This is a genomic window from Paraburkholderia edwinii (genome assembly GCF_019428685.1).
Taxonomy (GTDB): domain Bacteria; phylum Pseudomonadota; class Gammaproteobacteria; order Burkholderiales; family Burkholderiaceae; genus Paraburkholderia; species Paraburkholderia edwinii.
Genome location: NZ_CP080096.1, coordinates 435,254 through 451,924 on the forward strand (window position 1 = coordinate 435,254; position 16,671 = coordinate 451,924).

The 16,671-nt window shown below is 62.5% G+C and carries 16 protein-coding genes; 8 read left to right on the plus strand and 8 right to left on the minus strand.

Annotated elements, in window-relative coordinates; translation table 11 throughout:
* Positions 1–25 precede the first annotated feature (25 nt).
* Complete coding sequence (locus KZJ38_RS23730; RefSeq protein ID WP_219802132.1) at positions 26–1,258, minus strand: YbfB/YjiJ family MFS transporter; 1,233 nt, start codon at positions 1,256–1,258, stop codon at positions 26–28.
* A gap of 291 nt (positions 1,259–1,549) precedes the next feature.
* On the opposite strand from KZJ38_RS23730, the gene KZJ38_RS23735 reads away from it, so the two are divergent.
* Positions 1,550–2,221, plus strand: a complete 672-nt coding sequence (locus KZJ38_RS23735; RefSeq protein ID WP_219802133.1) for an FMN-dependent NADH-azoreductase — start codon at positions 1,550–1,552, stop codon at positions 2,219–2,221.
* A gap of 95 nt (positions 2,222–2,316) precedes the next feature.
* Here the strand turns inward: KZJ38_RS23735 and KZJ38_RS23740 are convergent, their stop codons facing one another.
* The 4 genes from KZJ38_RS23740 to KZJ38_RS23755 form a co-directional block, all read right to left on the minus strand.
* The gene (locus KZJ38_RS23740; RefSeq protein ID WP_219802134.1) at positions 2,317–3,792 is read right to left on the minus strand and encodes an NCS1 family nucleobase:cation symporter-1; all 1,476 of its coding nucleotides are present in this window, start codon (positions 3,790–3,792) and stop codon (positions 2,317–2,319) included.
* Between the two features lie 207 nt (positions 3,793–3,999).
* Positions 4,000–4,872: an SIS domain-containing protein gene (locus KZJ38_RS23745; RefSeq protein ID WP_219802135.1), complete on the minus strand. Its 873-nt coding sequence runs from the start codon at positions 4,870–4,872 to the stop codon at positions 4,000–4,002.
* Positions 4,873–4,993: 121 nt separating this feature from the next.
* A complete protein-coding gene (locus KZJ38_RS23750; RefSeq protein ID WP_219802136.1) occupies positions 4,994–6,064 on the minus strand; it encodes an ABC transporter ATP-binding protein in 1,071 nt (356 codons plus the stop codon).
* 112 nt (positions 6,065–6,176) lie between these two features.
* Positions 6,177–6,950, minus strand: coding sequence for an SDR family oxidoreductase (locus KZJ38_RS23755; protein ID WP_219802137.1), 774 nt, complete (start codon positions 6,948–6,950; stop codon positions 6,177–6,179).
* 296 nt (positions 6,951–7,246) lie between these two features.
* Here KZJ38_RS23755 and KZJ38_RS23760 point away from each other — a divergent pair, with 296 nt between their 5' ends.
* From KZJ38_RS23760 to KZJ38_RS23780, 5 genes are all read left to right on the plus strand, one after another.
* Positions 7,247–8,476, plus strand: a complete 1,230-nt coding sequence (locus tag KZJ38_RS23760) for an ABC transporter substrate-binding protein (protein ID WP_219802138.1) — start codon at positions 7,247–7,249, stop codon at positions 8,474–8,476.
* 169 nt (positions 8,477–8,645) lie between these two features.
* A complete protein-coding gene (locus KZJ38_RS23765) occupies positions 8,646–9,578 on the plus strand; it encodes a carbohydrate ABC transporter permease (protein ID WP_425518407.1) in 933 nt (310 codons plus the stop codon).
* Positions 9,575–10,420, plus strand: a complete 846-nt coding sequence (locus KZJ38_RS23770; protein ID WP_219802139.1) for a carbohydrate ABC transporter permease — start codon at positions 9,575–9,577, stop codon at positions 10,418–10,420. The genes KZJ38_RS23765 and KZJ38_RS23770 overlap by 4 nt, the downstream gene beginning before the upstream one ends.
* 135 nt (positions 10,421–10,555) lie before the next feature.
* Positions 10,556–12,016 (plus strand): DHA2 family efflux MFS transporter permease subunit, encoded by a 1,461-nt coding sequence (locus KZJ38_RS23775; RefSeq protein ID WP_219802140.1) that lies wholly within the window; start codon positions 10,556–10,558, stop codon positions 12,014–12,016.
* A complete protein-coding gene (locus KZJ38_RS23780) occupies positions 12,013–12,441 on the plus strand; it encodes a nuclear transport factor 2 family protein (protein ID WP_246641972.1) in 429 nt (142 codons plus the stop codon). Before KZJ38_RS23775 ends, KZJ38_RS23780 begins: the two co-directional genes overlap by 4 nt.
* 175 nt (positions 12,442–12,616) lie before the next feature.
* Here KZJ38_RS23780 and KZJ38_RS23785 read toward each other — a convergent pair whose 3' ends face one another.
* Positions 12,617–12,949, minus strand: a complete 333-nt coding sequence (locus tag KZJ38_RS23785; protein WP_219802141.1) for a hypothetical protein — start codon at positions 12,947–12,949, stop codon at positions 12,617–12,619.
* A gap of 235 nt (positions 12,950–13,184) precedes the next feature.
* On the opposite strand from KZJ38_RS23785, the gene KZJ38_RS23790 reads away from it, so the two are divergent.
* Positions 13,185–13,922 carry an SDR family oxidoreductase gene (locus KZJ38_RS23790; RefSeq protein ID WP_219802142.1) on the plus strand — a complete coding sequence of 246 codons (738 nt, stop codon included), beginning with the start codon at positions 13,185–13,187 and terminating at the stop codon, positions 13,920–13,922.
* A 98-nt stretch (positions 13,923–14,020) separates the two neighbouring features.
* Positions 14,021–14,764, plus strand: a complete 744-nt coding sequence (locus tag KZJ38_RS23795) for a GNAT family N-acetyltransferase (RefSeq protein ID WP_219802143.1) — start codon at positions 14,021–14,023, stop codon at positions 14,762–14,764.
* A 90-nt stretch (positions 14,765–14,854) separates the two neighbouring features.
* Here the strand turns inward: KZJ38_RS23795 and KZJ38_RS23800 are convergent, their stop codons facing one another.
* Positions 14,855–15,676 (minus strand): alpha/beta fold hydrolase, encoded by an 822-nt coding sequence (locus tag KZJ38_RS23800; RefSeq protein WP_219802144.1) that lies wholly within the window; start codon positions 15,674–15,676, stop codon positions 14,855–14,857.
* 413 nt (positions 15,677–16,089) lie between these two features.
* Complete coding sequence (locus tag KZJ38_RS23805; RefSeq protein WP_219802145.1) at positions 16,090–16,563, minus strand: VOC family protein; 474 nt, start codon at positions 16,561–16,563, stop codon at positions 16,090–16,092.
* Between the last annotated feature and the right edge of the window lie 108 nt (positions 16,564–16,671).

Genomic DNA, 16,671 nt, shown 5'->3' on the forward strand with positions numbered 1-16,671 from the left:
CGCGCGGTATGGCGTCTCTTCTGTTTTATTTCGCGGTCGCTGCTTGCTGAAACCTCGAACCCACCAGATCGATCATCAGGATCAGGAGAAACGCACCGGCGCCGATGGCGAACAGCGTCCGGTGACTGCCGCCGCTGCCGTTGAAAATCGACGAACAGATATAGCCCGCCGCGGCCTGAAACGCCGCGAACATAATTGTCAGGCGACTCCATATAACATTCTGCGCCGCATGATTGCCGTGTATCACTTCATGCACGCGCGCCAGCATCATCGGCACCATGCCCGGCGGAAAGCTGCCGATCAGCACCGCGAGCACGCCAATCGCAACGCGGTTGCTCGACGCCGCAAGCAGCGCCGCGAATACGCCCTGCGCCAACATCACAACGCGCACGCTGCGCGTGCCGCCGATCCGGTCGGCAAGCCAGCCGTATATTGGCGGCCCCGCAATCGCGCCGACGCCGTACAAGCTCCAGATCAGCGCGCCGACATGGGTTCCCGAACCGAGTCCGCGCGCGATGAAGTCGACGAGAAATACCATCGTCGGCACGACGCCGAACGCCATCAACGAATATTGCGCAAACAGCAAGCGCACCGCGCCACTGGCCGGCCGATGTGGCGAGGCTGCCTGCGCGTGGGCGTGCACGACAGCGGCATGGGCGCGAGCCGACGGCCAGGCTGTCCACGTGGCCGCGGTCAGTACGGCTGACAACACGCCAAGGCCGAACCACGTCTGGCTCAGTCCGAGATTGAGCAGCAGCGGAATCACTGTGCCCGAACCGGCAATGCCGAGCCCGAGCCCGAGAAACAGCGCACCGCTTACAAGACCTCTGCGCTCGCCGGGCACGTGCGGCATCACCGTCGCGGCCACGAGCACCATCACGGCCCCGCCTGCCACGCCCGAGAGCAGCCGCCATACGAAGAACCATGCGACGGACACGGGAAATCCGCATGCAAAGAACGCAACGGTCACGAGCACCATCATCGCGCGCAATGTATGCGCATTCGTCAGATAGCGCGCAAGCGGCCGGCCGGCGATCGCCCCGATCAGATAACCCATCAGGTTCGCCGCGCCGAGATAGACGGCGTCGGATGTCGCGAACCAGTGCGCCTCTATGAGCGACGGCAGCAGCGGCGTGTAGGCGAAGCGCGCGAGGCCGATGCTGACAAGGCTGGCGCACAGGCCCGCGAGGATATAGCGCCATGCGGATACGCGTCGTTCGGCAATGGGCACAGCGCTACATGGCGTCTCGGTAGACATCGATCGACAGGCTTCCGGGTGGATCCGCATCAGGTCTGCGGAATGAATGACGGGGCGGGCGACATTGCGCCGCCGTGATTTCCGGCATGTTAGTCACTGACGACAAAGATTATTAGATGCATTTTCAGGAAGAGTGTGTTCCACGCAGGCTTGCAAAAAAGCGAAGACTCCTTTACGATTTTAATCTACGATACGTTCAGTCGTAGTTACTAAACCCCGATTACCTGCCGAGTCACTGAGCCGTGATTTGTCACCGCCAGACAGCGCGTATTGAATTCCGGAGAGGCCAACATGAAACTGTTCCATGTCGACGCGAGCGCGAAGCGCGAGACGTCCAATTCGCGCGCATTGGCGCGCTTTTTCATCGAAAACCTGCGCTCGCAAGGCGTAGAGGTGGAAGTGGACTATCTGGATGTGACGGTCGATACGCCGGAGCATGTCACGCAGGCGTTCGCCGTGGCGACGTACCGCGCCGAAAACGAACGCACGCCTGAAATGAAAGCCACGCTCGCCGCGTCGGATGCGCTGTGCAAGCGGCTTTTCGCAGCGGATGCGTTTCTGTTCGCGATGCCGATGTACAACTGGTCGATGCCGTCCACGTTCAAGGCGTTTATCGACAACATCACGCGCACGGACCTGACCTATAAGAAGGCGAAGAACGGCGAGCTGATCGGTCAGCTGACCCGGCAGAAAACGTTATTCATTACGACGCGCGGCGCGGACTTGCGGCCCGGCACACCTTACTCGTCCATGGATGCGCTAACGCCCGCGCTCAAGACGGCGTTCAGGTTTGTCGGTGTGAACGATCCGCGTTTTGTCGATGCGCAGCCGCTGCAATTTTCCGATCAGGCAGCGCGGGCGGCGGCGCTCATGCGCGCAAAGGAAGAACTCGTCGATGTCGCCGCCGAATGGGCGGCATGGGAATATGCGCGGCTCGGACTGGAAGCGCTCGAAGCTGCGTAGGACGGCCAGGTTACTGTTTTCTGGCCCTCAGCGCCTTCTATGTGCGCATAGAAGGCGCATATAAGGCGCATATAAGGCGCAACCAGGCACCGACGCTAAACGCGCCTTGCCGTGCGCATCAACGCGACATAGACGACCGCGCCGGCAATCGCGCCGATCAGCCAGCCGAAATTATTCTCCGGCAGCACATGCAGCAGTTGCGTGCAAAGCTCCCAGCCGATCGAGATGCAGCCCGAGATAATCAGCGCGATGACGCCCATTCTGTTCCAGCCGCCGTCGTAGTAAAAGCGGCCCTTCGGCGACATCGTATAAAGCTCGGCCGTTTGCACCTGCTGTTTCTTGATCAGATAGAAGTCGGCCATCATCACGCCGTAAAGCGGCGCGAGCACGGCGCCGAATACGCTGACGAAAATCGTGATCGCCTTCGCGCTGTCGACGAAAATCCAGGGGCAGACGAGTACCGCGAGGATCGATGCGATCAGCCCGCCGCGCTTGAAGTTCACATGCTTCGGGAACAGGTTGGCGATGTCGTACGCGGGCGACACGAAATTGGCGACGATATTGATGCCCATTGTCGCGATGATAAACGTCACGCTGCCGATCACCACCGCCACCTTGTTCTGGATATGTGCGACGATCGCCACCGGGTCCATGATCATCTGCCCGAATACGGTCGCGCTACCCGACGTCACGATCACCGTGATGATCGCGAAGACAATGAAATTCACCGGCAAGCCGAGAAAATTGCCGACCTTCATCTGCTGCTCGCTTTTTGCAAAGCGCGAGAAGTCGCCGAAATTGAGCAGCAGCGCCGCGAAATAGCTCACGACGAGCAGAATCGCGTTGCCCATCGACGCGAGTTGCTGGCCTCCGCTCAGCTCCTTGCCGCCAAGCGTGAGGCTCAGGCTGCCGAGCCCCGCCTGCGACAGAATCCACGCCATCAGCACGAACATCACCACGTAGACCGCGGGTCCGCAGAAGTCGATGAATCTGCGGATCGTATCCATGCCGCGCTGGAAAATGATCAACTGGAAAATCCACATAAAGAGGAAGCTGATCCAGCCGAGGCCATCGAGCCGCATGAAGCTGACTTGCGTGAGCGACACCGATGCGGGAATAAACAACACAAGCAGCGTGGCCACCGCCTTCGACGCGAAATACGTCTGCACGCCGTACCAGACAATGCCGACCACGCCGCGAATCACCGCCGCGAGATTCGCGCCCATCACACCCATGCTGACGCGCGCCATCACCGGAAACGGAATGCCGTGCACGTAGCTCGGCTTGCCGACCCAGTTCATCAGCACATAGACGATCAGAATGCCGACCGCGAGCGCAAGCAGCACCTGCCAGCCGGAGATGCCGAGCAGAAACAGGCTCGCCGCAAACGTATAGCCGCCGACGCTGTGGACGTCCGACATCCACATCGCGAAGATGCTGTAACCGGTCCACGTGCGCTTATCGTGCGGGACCGGCGCGAGGTCGCGGTTGTGCAGCCGCGCATCGGCTTGCTCAGTGGTCCCATCTAATCCGTGCGGTGCATCGCCATCGTAGAGAGGTGACGTGGACATGGCTTCCCCTTAAGGGTTAACGACCGGATATCTGCGAGAGACGCAGCACGCTGGGTAGCGTCAGGTAGTGCCATGGCGCGGTCCGCGAATGCGGCGGTGCGGCGGTGGGATCGCGTCGAATATCGTTTTTATGCTTGCAATATAGATTGTTTTATTAACGCAAGCGCTTGTCCAGTCGTCAAAAATGCGTGAGTGGGCACGTAGCCATCAGGACTGACGATCGCCGCCTGCCGCTTCCGGTTCGTGGGAGACGCGCGCCCCGGCCTCGCGCATTTTTTCGAGTGTCTTCGGCCCGAGCCGCAGTGCAATGCCGATCGCCAGCGCGTCGACAACGCACAGATGCACGAGGCGCGACACGCCCGGCGTATGCGGCTCGACCGCGTTCGGCGCGCGCAACAGCAGCGGAATATCGACGAGCCATGCGAGCCGCGAACCGACGTTGGTCAGCGCGATCGTCGTCGCGCCGCGTTCTTTCGCGATCTGGATGCTCTCGTTCACTTCGACGCTGCGTCCGGAGTGCGAAATTGCGAATGCGACGTCGCCCGGTTCCATCAGGCCTGCGTAGAGTCGTTGCAGATGCGCGTCGGTGAACGCGCTTGCGGCCAGGTCGAGGCGCAGCAAGCGCAGCGCGGCGTCCTGCGCGACCAGCCCCGAACCCGCGCCAACGCCGAAGAAATAGATGCGCCGCGCGCTCGTCAGCGCCGCGAGCGCCGCTTCCACCGCAACCGGGTCGAGCGCGCTGCGCGCGTGGCTCAAGCCTTCGATCGCCGCTTCGCCTACCTTATCGAATAGCGTTTGAATGTCGTCGTTGCGCGCGACTGCCTGCGATTCGTACGGCATGCCGCCCGCGGCGCTTTGCGCGAGCCGCATCTTGAAGTCGCGCAGCCCATGCGCGCCGACCGCGCGGCAAAAGCGCGTGACCGACGGCTCGGAGACGTCCGCACGCTGCGCGATCTCGGTGATGCTCGCGCGCATCGCAAAGTCGACGTCAGACAGCACCATGTCGGCGACCTTGCGTTCCGCGGGCCGCAGCGACGGCAGCGCATCGCGGATATGGGGAATCAGGTTCGCTGCGGACACCCGCATGTTCCTCTTGGGTTCAAGGTCAGCAATTTGCGCCGCGAAGCCCGTTGTCGCCCGCTAATGCGAATGAGGCGGCAAACCAAGCGGCGAACAAGGCGGTTTCGCGCGGCGCGCGGCGTCAGGCGATCCTGCGTCCGCTCTCCGTATCGAACAGATGCCGATGTTCGGCCGGCAGCCGCAGCGTGACGCGCTGGCCGGGCTCGAGCGCTGCACGTTCGCGGGTCGTCACGCACCATGTATTGCCGCCGATCTTGCCGTACAGGTGCGTTTCCGCGCCGGTCGGCTCGACCACTTCGATCGTCATCGGCATGCCGTCCTGCGCGGTGCCCGTTTCGATATGCTCGGGCCGCACCCCGAGCGTCACCTTCGCGCCCGGTTGCAGCTGCTGACCTGTCAGCGGAATGCGCATGCCGTCGGCGAGCAGCAGCGTCAGGCCACCGTCGCCGGCCACGACTTCGCCTTCCGCGAAATTCATCGACGGCGAGCCGAGAAAGCTCGCGACGAACAGATTGGCCGGCCGGTCGTACAGCTCGAGCGGACGCCCGACCTGTTCGATGCGCCCGGCGTTCATCACGACGATGCGGTCCGCCATCGTCATCGCTTCGATCTGGTCGTGCGTGACGTAAATGACGGTGTTCTTGAGCCGCTGATGCAGCGCCTTGATTTCGGTGCGCATCTGCACGCGCAGTTTTGCGTCGAGGTTCGACAGCGGCTCGTCGAACAGGAACAGCGCCGGCTCGCGCACAACCGCGCGGCCCATCGCGACGCGTTGCCGCTGGCCGCCCGACAGCGCACGCGGCAGGCGGTCCAGATAGCCGCTCAGGTTCAACATCTTCGCTGCTGCCTCGATGCGCGGCTTGAACCCCGACGCCGCCTCCTTGCGGATGCGCGGGCCGAACGCGATATTGTCGTACACCGAAAGATGCGGATAGAGCGCGTAGCTCTGAAACACCATCGATATATTGCGCTGCTGCGGTGCAAGCGAATTCGCCCGCGTGCCGCCGATCGTCAGGTCGCCGCCGCTGATTTCCTCGAGGCCTGCGACCATCCGCATCAGCGTGCTCTTGCCGCAGCCCGACGGACCGACCAGCACGACGAACTCGCCGTCGTCGATATGCAGGTCGATGCCGTGCACGACCTGGGTGTCGCCATATCGCTTGTAAATGCCGCTCAATTGCACTGCTGCCATGCTGTCCTCGTCTTTGTCAGCTCGGTTTTGCCTTTGCGTCTTGCCGCTTTCCTGCCACTTTTTCGCCGCTGCTTTCCTGCTGCCTGCACCGCGCCTACCCGCGCGGTTACGCTTACAGCGATTCGAGCGTCAATTCCTCGGCCATCAGACGGTTGCCCGCCATCAAACCGCCGTCTACCGGCAACGCGACGCCCGTAATCACGCGCGCCAGCGGCGACGCGAGAAACAGCACCGCGTTGGCGATGTCGTCGGGTGTCGCGAAGTCGCGCAGCGGGTACCACTTCTTCAGGTTCTCGAAGACCTGCGGATTCTTGTCGACGCGCGCCTGCCACGCCGGCGTCTTCACGGTGCCAGGGCAAACGATGTTCGCGCGAATCCCGTAACGGCCGAGTTCCACCGCGAGCGCCTTCGTATAGCTGATCAAGCCGGCCTTGGCCGCGCTGTACGCCGGGTGGCCGAGCATCGCCATGCCGTTGACCGAGCCGATCAGCACGATCGCGCCGCGCTGGCGCTCGATCATCGATGCGCGCACCGCCTCGACCGTGTGGTACGTGCCGTTCAAATTCGAATGCACGTCGCGCTGCCAGGCCGCCGCATCGGTTTTCGCAAGCGTCAGCCCTTCAGCCGAGCCCGCGTTGGCGACGACCACGTCGACCGGCCCGGTCGCAGCCGTTGCGCGCGCAACCGCATCGCGCACGGCGTCGGCCTCGCCGGTATCGACGGCGAGCGGCGTGACCTGCGCCGCGCCGAGTTCGTTCGCGAGCGCCGCGAGCGGTTCCGCCTTGCGATCAAGCGCCAGCACGTGATCGCCCGCTTCGACGAAGCGTTTCGTCAGCACGCTGCCGATGCCGCCGCACGCGCCTGTCACTAAAACCACACGTTTCATCCGTTCATCCTCGCGCTTTTATGCCACCTGAATCATGTCCGCGATCCATGTAAATTTCCAACATATGAGATCCCGGAAACCGATCGAAGCCCGTTGAAGCTGCCGGGCCCGTGTGCTCGGGCGTTGACCCGCATCGCAACAAAAAGCCCATCTTTACAGGATGTTATGCAAACGATACGCCGTCAAAAAATTATCGGCATCCCTACGTGACAACATTTTTTTCGTCCTGTAGGATTTTTTCAAACAATTCAACCCAAAGCGGCCGGCGACGGCAGCGGACCACCCAGGAGAGAGAAATGTCGTTGCATGCACGTGCTTCCCTCACGCTCGGCAAGCTTGCCGTGGCGCTCACGTTTGCAGGAATGGCCATAGCGGCGCACGCCGATACGGTCCGCGTCACGGTCGCGCACTACAGCGACCAGACGGCGCCGTACTTCGAGAAAATGGCGCGTCAGTTCGAAAAGGCGAATCCCGGCACGACGATCAAGATCGAAGACGTGAACTGGGACACGCTGCAGCAGAAGCTGCAAACGGACATCTCCGGTAACGCGAACGCCGACCTCGCGATCGTCGGTACGCGCTGGCTGCTCGACTTCGTGAAGGACGGCGTGGCCGAGCCGCTCGACGGCTATATGGACGCGAGCTTCAAGAACCGCTTTATCGGCCCGTTCCTGGCGCCGGGCCAGATCGACGGCAAGACGTACGGCCTGCCGATCGCCGCTTCCGCGCGCGCGCTGTACTACAACAAGGATCTGCTCGCGAGCGTCGGCTACCCGAACGGCCCGAAAACGTGGAATGACGTGATCGATGCGTCGAAGAAGCTGAAGGCGAAGGGCATTGCCGGTTTCGGCCTGCAGGGCAAGGAAATCGAAACGGACGTCTACTATTACTACGCGCTGTGGACCAACGGCGGCGACGTGGTGGCAAAGGGCAAGGCCGCGTTCGATTCGCCAGCCGGCATCAAGGCCGCGACGCTCTACAAGACGATGATCGACGAAGGCCTCACGCAGCCGGGCGTGACCGGCTACAGCCGTGAAGACGTGCAGAACCTCTTCAAGCAGGGCCGCGTGGCGATGGTGATTTCCGCGCCGTTCCTTGCGAAGCAGATCAAGAAGGAAGCGCCGAATCTCAAGTACGGCATCGATCCGATCCCGGTTGGCACGAAGGAAGCGACCTACGCCGTCACCGATTCGATCGTGATGTTCAAGAACTCGAAGGTGAAGAAGAGCGCGTGGAAGTTCCTCGACTATCTGTTCACGAAGGAACCGCGCGTCGAGTTCACGAGCACGGAAGGCTTCCTGCCGACCACGAAGGCTGAAGCGGCCGACCCAGCGTTCGCCGATCCGGACACGAAGGCGTTTATCGCCCTGCTGCCGACCGCGCACTTCGCGCCGACGATCACCGGCTGGGAAGACACCGCGAAGGCTGTCACGAACGCGATGCAATCGGTGTATCTGGGCAAGGCGAAACCGTCTGACGCGCTGAAGCAGGCGGCAACCGAAGCCGATAAGTCGTTGGGCCAATAAGCGTTGGGCCAGTAGCTTTCGGCCAATAAGCACTCATCATGGCGCCGCATCGCGTTCTTCGCGCACGCGGCGTCGACGTCCCCAGGCCTGTGCCGCCGCTCGCCGGCGGCACAGGTCATGCCGCACCCGGCCTCGCGGCCGGCGCAATTCTGACCGAGCACGAGCACGCATGAGCCGTCCCGCCTCCGCTTCCGCACCTGCCGCGCTGCGCGCCTCCGGGTCCGTATCGCCGCGCATGACCACGCCGTGGCTGCTGATCGCGCCTAGCCTGATCCTGGCGCTGTTCATCATCAGCTATCCGATTTTCAACATCGTCTACCAGTCGGTACACGATGTGTCGCGCTTCGGTGCGATTCGCGATTTCAACGGGCTGCAGAATTTCTACACCGTGTTCTCGGACCCGGTGTTTCTCGACGCGACGCGCCGCACGCTCGTGTGGACCGCCTGCGTGGTCGGCGGCACCGTGCTGTTCTCGGTGCCCGTCGCGCTGGTGCTAAACCAGGATTTTCATGGCCGCGGCATCGCGCGCACGATCGTGATGTTGCCGTGGTCCGTTTCGCTGACGATGACCGCCGTGGTCTGGCGCTGGGCCTTCAACGACGACTACGGCATGGTCAACGTCACGTTGCAGCGCCTCGGCTTGATCGGCGGCCCGATTCACTGGCTCGCCACGCCTGAGCTCGCGTTCCCGGTGGAAATCGCGGTCGGCATTCTTGTGTCGATTCCGTTTACCGTGACCATTCTGCTCGGCGGCTTGTCGTCTGTGCCCGGCGATATTTACGAAGCCGCGCGCATCGACGGTGCGAGCGCCTGGCAGCAATTCCGCCAGCTCACGCTGCCGCTGCTGCGGCCGTTTATCAACATGGCGATTCTGTTGAACGTGATCTACGTGTTCAACTCGTTCCCGATTATCTGGGTGATGACGCAAGGCGGCCCCGACAACGGCACGCACATTCTCGTCACCTATCTGTACGAACTCGGCTTCCGGCTCGGCCGGCCGGGTCAGGCGGCCGCGGTGTCGCTGATCATGCTCGTGATGCTGTTCGTGTTTTCGATCGTGTATCTGCGCATGCAGCCGCAAAAAGAAGGAGACGCCGCATGAACGCGAAAATGAAACGCTCGCTGTGGTGCTGGCTCGCGCTGTCGCCGCTCGTCGTGGTCGTGCTGTTTCCGTTCGCGGTGATGTTTTTCACCGCGCTGAAGCCCGCGCAGGAAGTGTTCGTCTATCCGGCGCGCTGGCTGCCGGTGCACTGGCACTGGCAGAACTTTGTCGATATGTGGACCGCGGCGAATTTCGGCGTCGCGCTGCGCAATAGCGCGGTGATCAGCTGCCTGTCGACGCTGCTCGCGCTGGCGGTCAGCCTGCCCGCCGCGTATGCGCTTGCGCGCTTTCCGTTTAGCGGTCGCAGCGTGTACCGGCAGTTCCTGCTCGTCACGCAGATGCTGTCGCCCATTCTGCTGGTGGTCGGTCTGTTCCGGCTTGCCGCGATGATTCCGTACGGCGACGGCAACCTCGTCGATTCGAAAATCGGCGTCATCGTGTCGTATGCGGCATTCAATATCGCGTTTGCGGTGTGGATGCTGTCGTCGTATTTCGCGACGGTGCCGCGCGATCTCGAAGAATCGGCGTGGCTCGAAGGTTGCAGCCGGACGCGCGCGGTATTCAAGGTGTTTCTGCCGCTCGCGGTACCGGCTATCGTCGTCACCGCGATTTTCACGTTTATCAATGCGTGGAACGAGTTTGCCGTGGTCTATACGCTGATCCGCTCGCCGGAAAACAAGACGCTGACCGTGCAGGTCACGGATATGGTGGCGGGCAAATACACGGTCGAATGGCATCTCGTGATGGCCGCCACGTTGTGTGCGACGCTGCCGGTTTCGGTGGTGTTCGCGTGGCTGCAGCGCTATCTCGTCAAAGGGCTTGCGCTGGGTGCGGTGAAGTAGTGGTCCGGGACGCGGCTGATGGCCGCGCCTGAAGACCGCGGCTAAAGTCCGCGGTTGAATACGACACATACCCGGGACTAGACTGTCGGTTTTCCATTGCGCGAAGAATTACGCATAACGAATGGAGACCGACGCATGACCCACAATATCGAAGGGCGCGCACGCTGGCTGGCACTTGTCGTGCTTTGCCTCGGCGTGCTGATGATCGTGCTCGACACGACGATCGTGAATGTCGCCTTGCCTTCGATCGCAGCCGATCTCGGCTTCTCCGAAACATCGCTAGTGTGGGTCGTCAATGCCTACATGCTCACGTTCGGCGGCTTTTTGCTGCTCGGCGGGCGCCTCGGTGATCTGTACGGACACCGCAAGCTGTTCCTGGCCGGCATCACATTGTTCACCCTGGCGTCGCTCGCATGCGGGCTCGCGAATTCGCAGGTGATGCTGGTCTGTGCACGCGCGGTGCAAGGGCTCGGCGGCGCGGTCGTCTCGGCGGTATCGCTGTCGCTGATCATGAATCTGTTCACCGAGCCCGACGAACGCGCCAAGGCAATGGGCGTGTACGGCTTCGTCTGCGCCGGCGGCGGCAGCATCGGCGTGCTGCTCGGCGGACTGCTGACGAATCTGCTCAGCTGGCACTGGATCTTCCTCGTCAATCTGCCGATCGGCGTCGCCGTGTATGCGTTGTGCGTCACGCTGCTGCCCGCGGGGCGCGGCCATGCGCACGGCGAGCGGCTCGATGTCGCCGGCGCGATTACGGTGACGGCCTCGCTGATGCTCGCCGTCTATGCGATCGTCAACGGCAACGAAGCGGGCTGGACGTCCGCGCAAACGCTCGGCTTGATCGGCATGGCGATCGTGTTGCTTGCGGTATTCCTCGCGATCGAGGCGCGGGTGCAACATCCGCTGATGCCGCTCGCGCTGTTCCGCAAGCGCAATGTGACGATTGCGAATGCGATCGGCGTGTTGTGGGCCGCCGCGATGTTCGCATGGTTCTTTATCTCGGCGCTGTATATGCAGCGTGTGCTCGGCTATGCGCCGTTTCAGGTCGGGCTCGCGTTTTTGCCGGCGAATCTGATCATGGCGGTCTTCTCGCTTGGGCTTTCGGCGCGCATCGTGATGCGCTTCGGTATTCGCCGGCCGATCGGCGTCGGTCTGCTGCTCGCCGCGATCGGGCTGCTGCTGTTTGCGCGCGCGCCGGTGACGGGCCAGTTCGTGATCGACGTGCTGCCCGGCATGGCGCTGCTCGGCATCGGCGCCGGCGTCGCATTCAATCCGGTGCTGCTCGCCGCGATGAACGACGTCGAGCCGAGCGATTCGGGGCTGGCGTCGGGCATCGTCAATACATCATTCATGATGGGCGGCGCGCTCGGTCTCGCGGTGCTCGCGAGCCTCGCGGCCGCGCAAACCGGCGAGCCAGGCGCGACGCAGGACGCACGCGCCGCGCTCACGGACGGCTATCACGTCGCGTTCCTGTTCGGCGCGATCTTCGCCGCGCTGGCCGCGGCGTTCGGCGCGTTTCTGCTGCGCACGGCGTCGCCGGGCGAGGCGCAAGCGCGGGAAGGAAGCGAAAACCGGGCTGCGACTGATCGGGTTTGAAGCGGGAGTTCAAAGCGGCGCCCAGCGAACGCCAACACCGGTCTGTCTTGCCTCAAGGAGGCGTTATGAACGACCGCTCTACCGTCGACGAAATCGTCCGCCGCGCCTATGCGGCATACGAGGCGAAAGACCGCGCCGCCCTCGAGGCGACGCTCGCCGACCATTTCACTTTTACGAGCCCGCAGGACGACCGGATCGATCGGCGCACCTACTTCGAGCGGTGCTGGCCGATCAACGAAGAGATCGAATACTGCCGCATCGAGAAGCTGTTCGTGGAAGGGAATGAGGCTTTCGTCCGGTACGCGTGCAAACGGAAAGGGGGCGCGCCGTTTCGCAATGCCGAGTTGTTCCGCGTCGAGAGCGGGAAGATTGTCGAGGTGCAGGTCTTTTTCGGCTTTACCGCGCACGACATTGCGGCAGCGTAGCAACCCCGTTGTGGGCTGAGGTGGCCCTGCAACATCCGGCGTCTGTCACCACGCCGACGGCACCGGTAAGTTCGACTGCCTGAGCGACATTAATGTGACAGCTTTTCCGACTGTACCGCGGGCCGCGCATCGCGCCGCCCGCCTGCTGCTTTATGCTGCACCACTGCCGACCGGATCAATGTGGCCCGTTGGTAGGCTGTTCGTCGGGCGACGCTTCGAGCGGCTTGTGCGCATCGCCGCCGGCACCCGGAAAGAATGCGTTCCAGACCGCTCGCACGCCTTCGGCCGCCGCGACTTCAGCGCCGATGTTTTCGGTATCGCCGCTCTTCACCGGGTCTTTGCTCAAGCCGCGCCAGTGCGTAAAGACGAGCGGCGGCTTTTCGGTCCACTCACCCTCGGTATATCGCGCAAACGCCGTTTCGCCACTCACCAGCTGCACTTCGTACCATCCCTCGCGCGCCGGCTTGTATTCGTCTAACGGAAACCACTCGGTCGGATCAATTTCCATATCGTCCCTCTTTCGGTTCGTCTGTCATCACGGGTGCTACACGACTGCCGCCAGTATGCATTGTACGTGCGGAAAGGGTCGTCCTCACGATCGGCGCGCCGCGCCCCGCCGAAATTTAGCGCAGGCAAACATATCCAGTTTCTTCGAACGAGAGGCCCAACTTGTTCGTACGTCATTCGACGTCCCAAAGACCACAATTCCCTTCACACCGAACGCATGTTCATAGGAGAACATCATGAATCGCTTTGAAGGAAAGACCGTACTCGTCACCGGCGGCAACAGTGGAATGGGCCTCGTCACCGCGCAGGCTTTTGCGGCCGAAGGCGCGCGTGTGATCATCACGGGCCGCGATGAAGCGTCGCTCGCAGCGGCGGCCCGTACGCTCGGCGAATCCGCGCTCGCGATCCGCAACGACGCGGGCTCGGCCGCAGGGGCACGCGAACTCGCGCAGCGTCTGACCAACGAGGACGTGCGTCTCGACGCGGTGTTCATCAATGCGGGCATCGCGAAGTTCGCGGCATTTGCGGACGTCGCGGAATCGATGTGGGACGAGTCGTTCGACATCAACGTCAAAGGGCCGTACTTCCAGATTCAGGCTCTGACGCCGCTCTTCAACAAGGGCGCGTCGATCGTGCTCAACGCGTCGATCAATGCGCACATCGGCATGCCGTCGTCGTCCGTTTATGCGGCGAGCAAGGCCGCGTTGATCTCGCTGGCGAAGACGCTGTCGGCCGAGCTACTGCCGCGCGGCGTGCGCGTCAATGTGGTCAGCCCGGGCCCGGTCACGACGCCGCTGCATACGAAGCTGGGTTTCGACGACGACACGAAGGAGCAGATCCGCAATCAGATTCCGCTCGGCCGCTTCGGCAATTCGAGCGAAATCGCATCGACGGTGCTGCATCTGGCGTCGGCGGAGTCGGGCTTTATTGTCGGCACCGAGATCGTGATCGATGGCGGGATGATCCAGCTTTAAGCAATCCGCTCCACGCAGCACGTTGCAGGCATACTTCTGACTCGGCATCACATCATGCAGGCGCCGGCTTCGCGGCCGGCGCTGTCGAGGAGAAGAATGTGCAGCAGAGAACCAATGAATTCGGTCAGCCGATCGGCTTGGCGGTAGCAAACTGGCAAGGCGTGCCGAAGCCCGACGGCGCGACACTGACGGGCCGCTATTGCCGGCTCGAGCGCCTCGACGCAGAGCGGCATGCGGACGAACTGTACGACGCGTACGGGCAAGCGCCCGATGCGCGCGACTGGACCTATCTGAGCGCGGGACCGTTCGATGCGCTGGATGCGTTTCGCGCGCACCTCACGCGCATTGCCGCGACGGCGGACCCATTCCACTACACCGTGATCGATAGCGCGACGGGCAAGGCCGTCGGCACGCTCGCGCTGATGCGCATCGATGCGGGTAACGGTGTGATCGAAGTCGGCTTCGTCACGTTCTCGCGGTTGCTGCAGAAAACCCGGGCCGCCACTGAGGCGATTTATCTGTCGATGCGCTACGCGTTCGACACGCTCGGCTATCGCCGCTTCGAATGGAAGTGCGATTCGCTCAATGTGCCGTCGCGTGCCGCGGCGTTGCGTTTCGGTTTCACGTTCGAGGGGATTTTCCGCCAGGCCATCGTCATTCATGGGCGCAATCGCGACACCGCGTGGTTTTCGATTATCGACAGCGAATGGCCCGCGATTCGTGCGGGGTTCGATACATGGCTCGAGCCGGCGAACTTCGATGCCGGCGGCGTGCAGCAACGCAAGCTTGCTGAATTTATCGATATGCAACGCGGCATGGCGGGCGGCACCACTTCACGCTGACGCGTACATCACCACCGTGGCCTTGCAAGCGAGGCGCTGCTCGCGCCTCGCTCCACATACGCCGCGATGCTGCCCGGCTCGTATGCGGGATCAGCCCTTGATAAACGCGAGCAGATCGGCGTTGACCTTGTCGGCCTCGGTCGAGCACATGCCGTGCGGCGCGCCCGGATACACCTTTAGCGTCGCGTTCTTCACGATCTTCGCCGACATGCGGCCGGCTGCGTCGATCGGCACGATCTGATCGTCGTCGCCGTGCAGGATCAGCGTCGGCACGTCGATCTTCTGCAGATCGGCCGTGTAGTCGACTTCCGAAAACTCCTTGATGCACGCGTAGTGGCCGACGATGCCGCCGCTCATGCCCTGCCGCCAGAACTCGTCGATCGTGCCCTGCGAGACCTTCGCCCCCGGACGGTTGTAGCCGAAGAACGGCAGCGCCAGGTCCTTATAGAACTGCGAACGGTTGTCCGCGACACCTTTACGGATGCCGTCGAACACGTCCTTCGGCAAGCCGCCCGGGTTTTTCTCCGTCTTCAGCATCAGCGGCGGCACCGCGCCGATCAGCACCGCTTTCGCAACACGCTTCGTGCCGTGACGGCCGATGTAGTGCGCGACTTCGCCGCCGCCCGTGGAGTGACCGACCAGCACCGCGTCCTTCAGGTCAAGATGTTCGATGACGGCGGCCAGATCGTCCGCGTAGGTATCCATATCGTTGCCGTTCGCCGTTTGCGACGAGCGGCCATGACCACGGCGGTCGTGTGCAACGACGCGAAAGCCCTGTTGCACGAAAAACAGCAATTGCGGATCCCACGCATCGGCATCGAGCGGCCAGCCATGCGAGAAGACAATCGGTTGCCCACTGCCCCAATCCTTGTAGAAAATCTGAGCGCCGTCTTTGGTCGTGACCGTATTCATCTATACCTCCGTGCTGGTGAAAAACCGGTGACTAGTATCGCGCGCCGGCCCATGAAAAGCGGGCACACGGCCCACTCGCCCATCAGCCGGGGAGTTGGGCGATCCAATGTTGCTCATTGCGGGACGTTTATCGGACGGTCGCAGGCCGCCGATCTATATAGACGAAAGCGCGGCACGCGCCGGCATGACCACGCCGGGCGCCCGCACGCAAACAAGGCGTCTTCGCGTACTGCACGACACCTTTAAATCGGTTCGCTGATTATGCCTGGGATTTTTTTGCGCTGCATATAAACGATGGTTTATACGCGTTGCGCTTGCAGCGACGCCGTGGTGCCGCGATTGAGCGGTGATGGCCGCTTTGATTGCGCTAAGCGCGTCAACTCACGAGCGGCCGGATAAGGGCAAGGCGCGTGCTAGCGCCCGTCGTAGGCTTTCTCCAGCGCAGCAATATCAAGCTTGACCATGCCCATCATCGCCTGCATGGCGCGCTTCGATTTCTCGCGGTCCTTGTCCTGCAAAAATTTGAGCATGACGGTCGGCACGATTTGCCAGGACATGCCGTAGCGGTCGGTCAGCCAGCCGCACTGCACCGGTGCGCCGCCTTCGACGAGCTTGTCCCACAGCGTGTCGACTTCCGCCTGCGTTTCGCATTTGACGAACATCGAGATAGCCGGCGAGAACGTGTACTGCGGGCCACCATTGAGGCCCACGAACTCACGGCCTTCGAGTTCGAACGTCACCGTCAGCACCTTGCCCGCCTCGCTCGGCACTGCGTCGTTGTAGTACGACGTCTCGACGATGCGGCTGTTTTTGAACACCGACACGTAGAACTTCGCCGCTTCTTCGGCCTGGCCGTCGAACCAGAGACATGTGGCTATCTTGTCCATCGAGGCTCCTGTTGGATGCTTGATCCTATTGTTTGGACGGCGGTTTCACGAGGCGGCGGCGCTCGGCGGCGCTCACATCGCACGCGCCGCCGGTCTGCACTTCGCGCT

Bases quoted from the DNA above. Each gene is read 5' to 3' on its own strand.
- KZJ38_RS23785 (WP_219802141.1), bottom strand. From the start codon at position 12,949: ATGGAAATTGATCCGACCGAGTGGTTTCCGTTAGACGAATACAAGCCG.
- KZJ38_RS23730 (WP_219802132.1), bottom strand. From the start codon at position 1,258: ATGTCTACCGAGACGCCATGTAGCGCTGTGCCCATTGCCGAACGACGC.
- KZJ38_RS23800 (WP_219802144.1), bottom strand. From the start codon at position 15,676: ATGAATACGGTCACGACCAAAGACGGCGCTCAGATTTTCTACAAGGAT.
- KZJ38_RS23790 (WP_219802142.1), top strand. From the start codon at position 13,185: ATGAATCGCTTTGAAGGAAAGACCGTACTCGTCACCGGCGGCAACAGT.
- KZJ38_RS23760 (WP_219802138.1), top strand. From the start codon at position 7,247: ATGTCGTTGCATGCACGTGCTTCCCTCACGCTCGGCAAGCTTGCCGTG.
- KZJ38_RS23755 (WP_219802137.1), bottom strand. From the start codon at position 6,950: ATGAAACGTGTGGTTTTAGTGACAGGCGCGTGCGGCGGCATCGGCAGC.
- KZJ38_RS23740 (WP_219802134.1), bottom strand. From the start codon at position 3,792: ATGTCCACGTCACCTCTCTACGATGGCGATGCACCGCACGGATTAGAT.
- KZJ38_RS23805 (WP_219802145.1), bottom strand. From the start codon at position 16,563: ATGGACAAGATAGCCACATGTCTCTGGTTCGACGGCCAGGCCGAAGAA.
- KZJ38_RS23765 (WP_425518407.1), top strand. From the start codon at position 8,646: ATGAGCCGTCCCGCCTCCGCTTCCGCACCTGCCGCGCTGCGCGCCTCC.
- KZJ38_RS23735 (WP_219802133.1), top strand. From the start codon at position 1,550: ATGAAACTGTTCCATGTCGACGCGAGCGCGAAGCGCGAGACGTCCAAT.
- KZJ38_RS23775 (WP_219802140.1), top strand. From the start codon at position 10,556: ATGACCCACAATATCGAAGGGCGCGCACGCTGGCTGGCACTTGTCGTG.
- KZJ38_RS23770 (WP_219802139.1), top strand. From the start codon at position 9,575: ATGAACGCGAAAATGAAACGCTCGCTGTGGTGCTGGCTCGCGCTGTCG.
- KZJ38_RS23750 (WP_219802136.1), bottom strand. From the start codon at position 6,064: ATGGCAGCAGTGCAATTGAGCGGCATTTACAAGCGATATGGCGACACC.